This is a genomic window from Propionivibrio sp. (assembly GCF_017995515.1).
Taxonomy (GTDB): domain Bacteria; phylum Pseudomonadota; class Gammaproteobacteria; order Burkholderiales; family Rhodocyclaceae; genus Propionivibrio.
In genome coordinates this window covers 2,084-8,242 of the sequence record NZ_JAGOIT010000132.1, presented here as the reverse complement: position 1 = coordinate 8,242, position 6,159 = coordinate 2,084, and the positions used below count along the sequence as shown (strand labels likewise).

The 6,159-nt window shown below is 59.6% G+C and carries 6 protein-coding genes and 1 pseudogene; all 7 read right to left on the bottom strand.

All coding sequences use genetic code 11. The features are described from left to right. Positions 1-650, bottom strand: a pseudogene (locus KBA32_RS15520) (adenylate/guanylate cyclase domain-containing protein); the annotation flags it as partial. Positions 651-709: 59 nt separating this feature from the next. Continuing rightward, entirely contained in the window at positions 710-1,387 is a 678-nt protein-coding gene (locus KBA32_RS15515) for a type II secretion system protein (RefSeq protein WP_294360794.1), read from the bottom strand. Then, positions 1,384-2,631, bottom strand: coding sequence for a hypothetical protein (locus tag KBA32_RS15510; protein WP_294360791.1), 1,248 nt, complete (start codon positions 2,629-2,631; stop codon positions 1,384-1,386). Before KBA32_RS15510 ends, KBA32_RS15515 begins: the two co-directional genes overlap by 4 nt. Beyond that, positions 2,628-3,074 carry a hypothetical protein gene (locus KBA32_RS15505; RefSeq protein ID WP_294360788.1) on the bottom strand — a complete coding sequence of 149 codons (447 nt, stop codon included), beginning with the start codon at positions 3,072-3,074 and terminating at the stop codon, positions 2,628-2,630. Before KBA32_RS15505 ends, KBA32_RS15510 begins: the two co-directional genes overlap by 4 nt. After that, positions 3,071-3,691 (bottom strand): hypothetical protein, encoded by a 621-nt coding sequence (locus tag KBA32_RS15500; protein ID WP_294360786.1) that lies wholly within the window; start codon positions 3,689-3,691, stop codon positions 3,071-3,073. Before KBA32_RS15500 ends, KBA32_RS15505 begins: the two co-directional genes overlap by 4 nt. Next, positions 3,688-5,226, bottom strand: a complete 1,539-nt coding sequence (locus tag KBA32_RS15495) for a hypothetical protein (protein WP_294360784.1) — start codon at positions 5,224-5,226, stop codon at positions 3,688-3,690. The genes KBA32_RS15500 and KBA32_RS15495 overlap by 4 nt, the downstream gene beginning before the upstream one ends. 15 nt (positions 5,227-5,241) lie before the next feature. Then, the coding region (locus KBA32_RS15490) for a type II secretion system F family protein (protein WP_294360781.1) at positions 5,242-6,159 on the bottom strand (918 nt) is incomplete at its 5' end.

Below are 6,159 nucleotides of genomic sequence, written 5' to 3'. Positions count from 1 at the left end.
TCGGAGCGATCCTGTTCGATCTGCAGCAGCTTGTGCGCTTCCTCGAGCCGCGCCTGGGCCTTTTGCTTCTCGGTCGCCGAGTAGCGGAGCAGCAGGAAAACGATGGTCGAGATCGCCGCGAAGTTGAGCGCGAAGAAGAAGACCGAGGTCTGGATCGGGATCCTGATCTGCGCCGGCGTCAGGGAGTCGGCCAGGTAGTAGTCGAAGAAACCCGAGAGCGCGGTGAAGAACAGGTAGGCAAAAAACCACGCCAGCGCCTCGTGCGCGCCGATGAACAGCACGGCCCCGATCGGCGCCAGCAGCGCCCACAGGCTGATGCCGCTGGCCGTGATGAAGTTGCCCATGCTCCACTGCGCGACAAACGGCACGAACAGGAAGAGCGACAACTGGATCAGCCGGAAGGCATCAAAATTGAGCGTCTTCATATAGACGACGAGATTTCCCACCAGCAGGATCTGGAACAGGAACGGGATCGTCGACGAAATCTGCGGCCCGAGCTGCCAGTAGATGAACAGCCAGAGCATCGACGCCAGGCTGATCAGGCCGGTCGCGAAGATCAGCAGCGACTTCTGCAGGCGAACTTCTTCCGAGTCAGTCGGCAGGATGCCGGCATTGCGGAAACCTTCAATAAAGCCGCGCTGGTCGTTCATGGGAGGTCTGACGCTGTCATTGGAGTTTCAGCGGATTTGACTCCAATCGACGGGGGCGGTCAAGGGAGCTTGCTGGCGGAAATCAGCCGATTGAAAAGCAAGGGTCGCCCAATCCAAATTAGCTGGTCGTCGAAGGTTGGCGAACGGTCGCTTGACTGGTATGTCGGATCAGTTTGCGGTCCGTTCTGGGTGTCCTCATTCTTTCCGTTGGCAACGAGATCCGGCCCCGTCGAGTAGACGATGGCAACTGGGCTGTGCGCTGGGGCTGTCAGAGCGTTGCCGTTGTTGTCCTGTACAACGAGCGCGGACCCGGTTGCTGTTGTAATTGAAATGCTCGTCACGAAGTTCTTGTCTACCCGATAGCGCCAGTAGCCGACAAAGGGGTCGGTCGTCGAAGAGCGGACGCTACCCCAAGCATCTGTTTCGCGGATACCGAGTGATTTCCAGGGTAAGTAGCCTTCGATCTCGACGCAGGTGGCGTCCTCCAGACCATATTTGGTGCTGGCTGGATCGGTCTCAGTCGTCGGGCAAGGCAATCGCACGTATATTGCAGCGAACCCAAGCAGCGCCTCCTTAATCTCACCCAGGCGGTGTTCGGTTTCCCTGGAGTTCTGGATGTCGCGTTGCGTCGATAACGGCACCATCATTCCGCCAATCAGCAGGGCTACGATGACCAGCACAATTGCCAGTTCGGTGAGTGTGAAACCAGCGGCCGGGGTGCGCATAATCTGTTTCATGGCGAACTCCTGAGTTGATCGTTGCTATTCACGCTTGGCAGCGAGAAATTTGGGTCGGCCGACCATGCATCCGTGTTTTCCGAGTCCTCTAGATAATTCGAAAGCGACGTGGACGGGCGATTCTGCCCATCGCGGGCGCTGCCCGGGGCAATGAGAACGTATTCTTTCGTTGCACTTCCGACCGTAATCGGCGTGGTGCAAGCGGCACCACTGTGGATGGCATAGGTCATTACTCGCCCCCAGCCGTTTTGCTGAAACCACAGGGCGACATAGGGGGAGAGAATATCTTCCGGCAGGCGGCCAAAGCAGGTGGCGCTGTCGCTGGCGCAAAGGGCGACTGACTTAACGTTGGTGACTGTAGATGTGCAGTTCGCACCGCTATAGGGCGCCGGGCTGGGAAATGAGCCAAGCGCGGTCTTATAGTTCAGCAACGCATTCTGTGCTTCCTTCAGCGCTCGTTTTTCCATGGCGGAAATGAGCTCGCGCGCCGTGATTCCGATCACTAGATCGTTGATAACGAGATTGCCAATGGAGTCCTTGGCCGGGCCCATGACGAACGGTCCTGCAGCGCTCGCGTTGTTCTTCCCAGCGAATGCTTCAAGATAGCTTGATGCCGCATCGGGCAGAGCGGACCTGTCCTGTCCTTCGAGCGGGAGGCCGGGGGCGAAAATTATGGCGGCCAATTCCTCGCCTGGGGGCGTCGTTAGGCTCGTTCCATCTGTGCCATAAAGCAGGAGCGAACCTTTGGTGTCGCTATTGATGGCCTTGTTGTTCAGATCATTCGCCGTACGAAAACTGTCACTGACCGCGTACCACAGAGATTCACCATTGGCATCGCGTAATCTCTCGACCCCAAGGCTTTTCCATGGCAAGCGTCCAATGGAAGTGTTGCCCCCGGCGGAACAACTTCCGGATGCATAGCCCGTATTGCTATCCCCGAAATGGTTCCCGTCGGGGCAAGGTAGATTTCCAGGGCGGTAGTATGTGGGCTGCGGTACGCCACCCACTACTTCAGTCGCCGGTTGCAAATCCCCTTGCAGTACGGACCAGGTGATAAGCGCCTGCTTCGCTTCGGTCAACGCAGCGAGCGTTCTATTTCTCTGTGCGATTTCGGGGGGGATTTCATTGAGCGAGATGATCAAGGTAGTGCCAAACGCAAGAGTCAGCACCAGCAACATGATGAGCAATGCGGCCCCTCTGCACGCGCGCGGATGCGATGCCTCGCGGTGTCGTTCGCGGTTCATTGACGTTCGAGAGAGGGGAGGCGAATCTGCCCACCACTCAGCAAACCGGTCGTTTCCCCCGTGCTCCGGTTGACTGTGTCGCCAACGCTAGCGGCAGAGGTTGGGCCATCTTCGGACTGAACGATGACTTTCCCCGGATTGATTCGATTGGGTGTGACCGTCACTCCTTGCTTGACCTCTCGCTCCTCTTGGACAGTACCATTGACCCAGACCGTCCGTTTCCCGCTGCTCCGCGTCACAACCCCATCAATCGTGAACGTCGGTTCTTCCGGAATCTCCTGCTTTTCCTGGATATTGAATTGTCGCTGGCGATCAAGCGTTTGCCGTCGTTCAGGCGTAAAGAACAGCCGCCCCAGGGCTTCTTCGGCAAAGGCCGGAGCGCATGGTGCGCTGGTCAGAATGAGCGTGGAAAGGATGGCGCACAGGCGTGGGAGCGTCTTCATTTGCCTTCCCCCGTCGGCTGCACATCCGTGACTTCGCGCAAGGTAATCCAGTCGATCCCGCAGTCGGCTTGCAGTTGCGCGATGGGGCTGCCATCGCCAGCACCCTGAGGCAGACGCGAGACAGCGCAGTGCTTGACCTGGATCAGCGCCCGTGCTCGTTCGCGTAGATCGTCGATCAGTCGCGTCAGGTCTTCTTCGTGCAGCAACTTGAGTTGCAGCTGCATCGTGCTTGAGTAGAAGGCGAAGCCCTTGGCGGCGTCGGCGTCGAGCCGGCGTTGCGGGGCGATTTCGTATTGCAGGTCGATCAACCGGCGCGTATCGCGGATGTCCTTGATCAGCTCGACCCACTCAAGCCGCTGCTCCTCGCCAATCATTCCGCGCGTCTGCAGCGCTTTGAATACGGCGGACTTCTGTTTGATCTCGTCTTCTTCGTTTCGCACCTGCTTGAGTTTGCCGTCGAACTCGTTGCGCTCTGCCTGCGCGATGGCGCGGTCGCGCTTGGCGACTTCGGTGGCGCTGAACGCGAAAAAGATCAGCGCGGCGCCGACGGCCATCATCAGCACGATCGCGAGAATGGACCATTGCAGCTTGGGGAGATCGGATGTGGCGAGCTTCATGATCCGAGCTTCCTGACGATCTGCAGGCTGAAGGTGCGCGGCCGGAGGTCATCGACTGCGGTGTCGCTGCCTTTGAGCGACTTTCCCGACTCGATGTCGAACGGGCTTTGCAGTACGACGACCTGAAGTTTGGCGTTGGCCTTGAGTGCGTCAATCAGCGTGTTGAACGCGCTCAGCGTCTGTCGTGCGTTGCTGGTGCCGGTTTTCAGCAAGCCGCGCACGATCAACGTTTCGCTGTCGTCGGGAACGGCGCTTGCCGCATAGCCGCTGTTTGCCGCCTGTCCGGTGGCGGCGTCGATGCCGCCGACGCGCCATTCGAGGGCGTCGAGTTCGGCGGCCGGCGCCGATTGCAGGGCGCGGCTGAGTTCGCGGAAAAGGCCTATCGGGCCGGCGGTTTGCCGATCGATTGCGACATAGCGGTCGATGACCTGCCGCAAAGTCTCGTTGTTGGTGGGGATGGGCGGGAAGGACTTGACGATTTCCGCGTAGCGCTGGCGCGCCAGCGCGCTCTCTGCGCGCAGTGCTTGTGCCTCCTGCGTGAGTTCGTGCGTTTCGTATAACAGTTGCCCCGAATAGAGCAGGCATCCGGCCAGCGCCAGGGCGCCGACGGTGCGAAGCGCGGCGCGAATCCGGCCGAGGTGATAGGCGTGCCGGTGGTCGTCGTTGGCGAACTGGATCTTCGGCGGGGCGGTCTGCAGCAGGTGAAGGAACAGGTTTTCGCTGTGCGCATCGGCCGGGACGGTTTTCAGGCCCGTTATGCGTGCGCAGTCCTCGATACCGAGAAAATTGAAGTGGATCGTCGGGGTGTCGTTGCAACTGGCCTGAATGGCTTTCATGGCGCTGCCATGCGCCAGCACGTGCGCCGTGATCGGCTGGTTGCGGCCGATCAGCCGCTGGCTGGCGAGGTATTGCTGGAGCTTGATCGCCTCCGAAGCAAAAGTCTGCGCGATGCCGCTGATGCTGCTGTTTTGCAGCGGTGTGAGCCGGCTGAAGTGCAGCTCGCCTTTTTCGAAATAGCTCTGCCGGATGCTCTGGTCCTGTACCGTCAGGAGCAGGCATTGTTCGTTGCCGACCTTGAGTTTTTTCAACAACGATACGGAAACCAGCGGCAACGAGTAGATGCCCGAAAGCGCTGCGCCGTGGCTGGTGATCGCGGTGATCCACGGCGCGAACAGTTCGTTGTTGGTCAGCGCGGCAAGCAGTACGCGCTCATCCTTGCGCTTCGATTTCGCGTACCCGAGCGATAGTGAAGCGGTCAGTGGCGCACTGAAGAACTGCTGTCCGAGCTTGCGTTCGATGACGGTCTTGCGGTCTTTCCCCTGAAGGAAGGGGATGGTTTCAATGTGGAAACCTTCTTCGGAGACGTTGGCCAGTAGCGTGAAGGTGGCCTGGCGATGCTGTTTGACGTAGTCCGAGAACTGCTGATGGCCCTCGTCGTTCGCCGCAAACACGCCCTCGCTTTCGAGCACGCCCGAGTGCCAGCGGTAGGCTGTCATCCGGTAGGCGCAGAGGTAAAGCAGGCGGTCGGTTTTCATGGGTGAAGGCCGGGACTAGGTTTGGATCTTGCTGATGATGTCATAGACCGGGCCGAGCACCGAAAGCATGATCCAGCCGAGCAGACAGCCGAGCACGACGGTCAGCATCGGTTCGATCAGCTGCTGCACCTTTTCGACTGATTCCTTGACGTCCCGATTATAGAAGTAACTGACATTCATCAGCGCGTCGTCCAGCGCCCCGGTGCTCTCTCCGACGCGCAGCATGCGGATCACCAGCGGCGGGAAGAAGCCGATGCTGTGGAAGGCGGCGGTGACGTTCTGGCCTTCGACGATCAGCTGTTCGACACGCTCCAGGCCGCGCCGGACGACGAGGTTGCCGACGACGTCCTGCGTCGTGCGGATCGAGTCGAGGATCGGGATGCCGGAGGCGTAGAGCAGGGCGAAGGTGTTGGCGAAGCGCGAGAGGATGATCTTGCGCAGGATGTCGCCGACGAGCGGGAGGCGCAGCTTGGCGGCGTCGAAACGAATACGGGCGAGCGGGTTGGTGGCCAGCGCGATCTTGATGCCGGCGACGATCAGGAGCGGCAGGAGCAGCGCAACGTACCAGTAGGACACGAGAAGGTCGGAAACGAAGAACAGGACTTGCGTCTGCAAGGGCAGCACTTGCCCCATGTTCTTAACGAACTGCTTGAGCTGCGGCACCATGTAGATCATCAGGAAGAAGGTTGCCGCGATGACAATGGTGCCGACGAAGGCCGGGTACATGATGAGCTTCTTGGTTTGCGAGGCGAGCTCGTCTTCCCATTTGAGCGACTCGGTCAGGCTCTTCAGAACTTCCGGGAGCCGTCCGGAAGTCTCGCCAGCGCGGATCAGGCTGACGAAGACCTTGTTGAAGACCTTCGGCTGACCCGCCATCGCTTGCGAAAGCCGTTGGCCGCCCTCGATCGATTCGATCAGGCTGGCGACGACTTC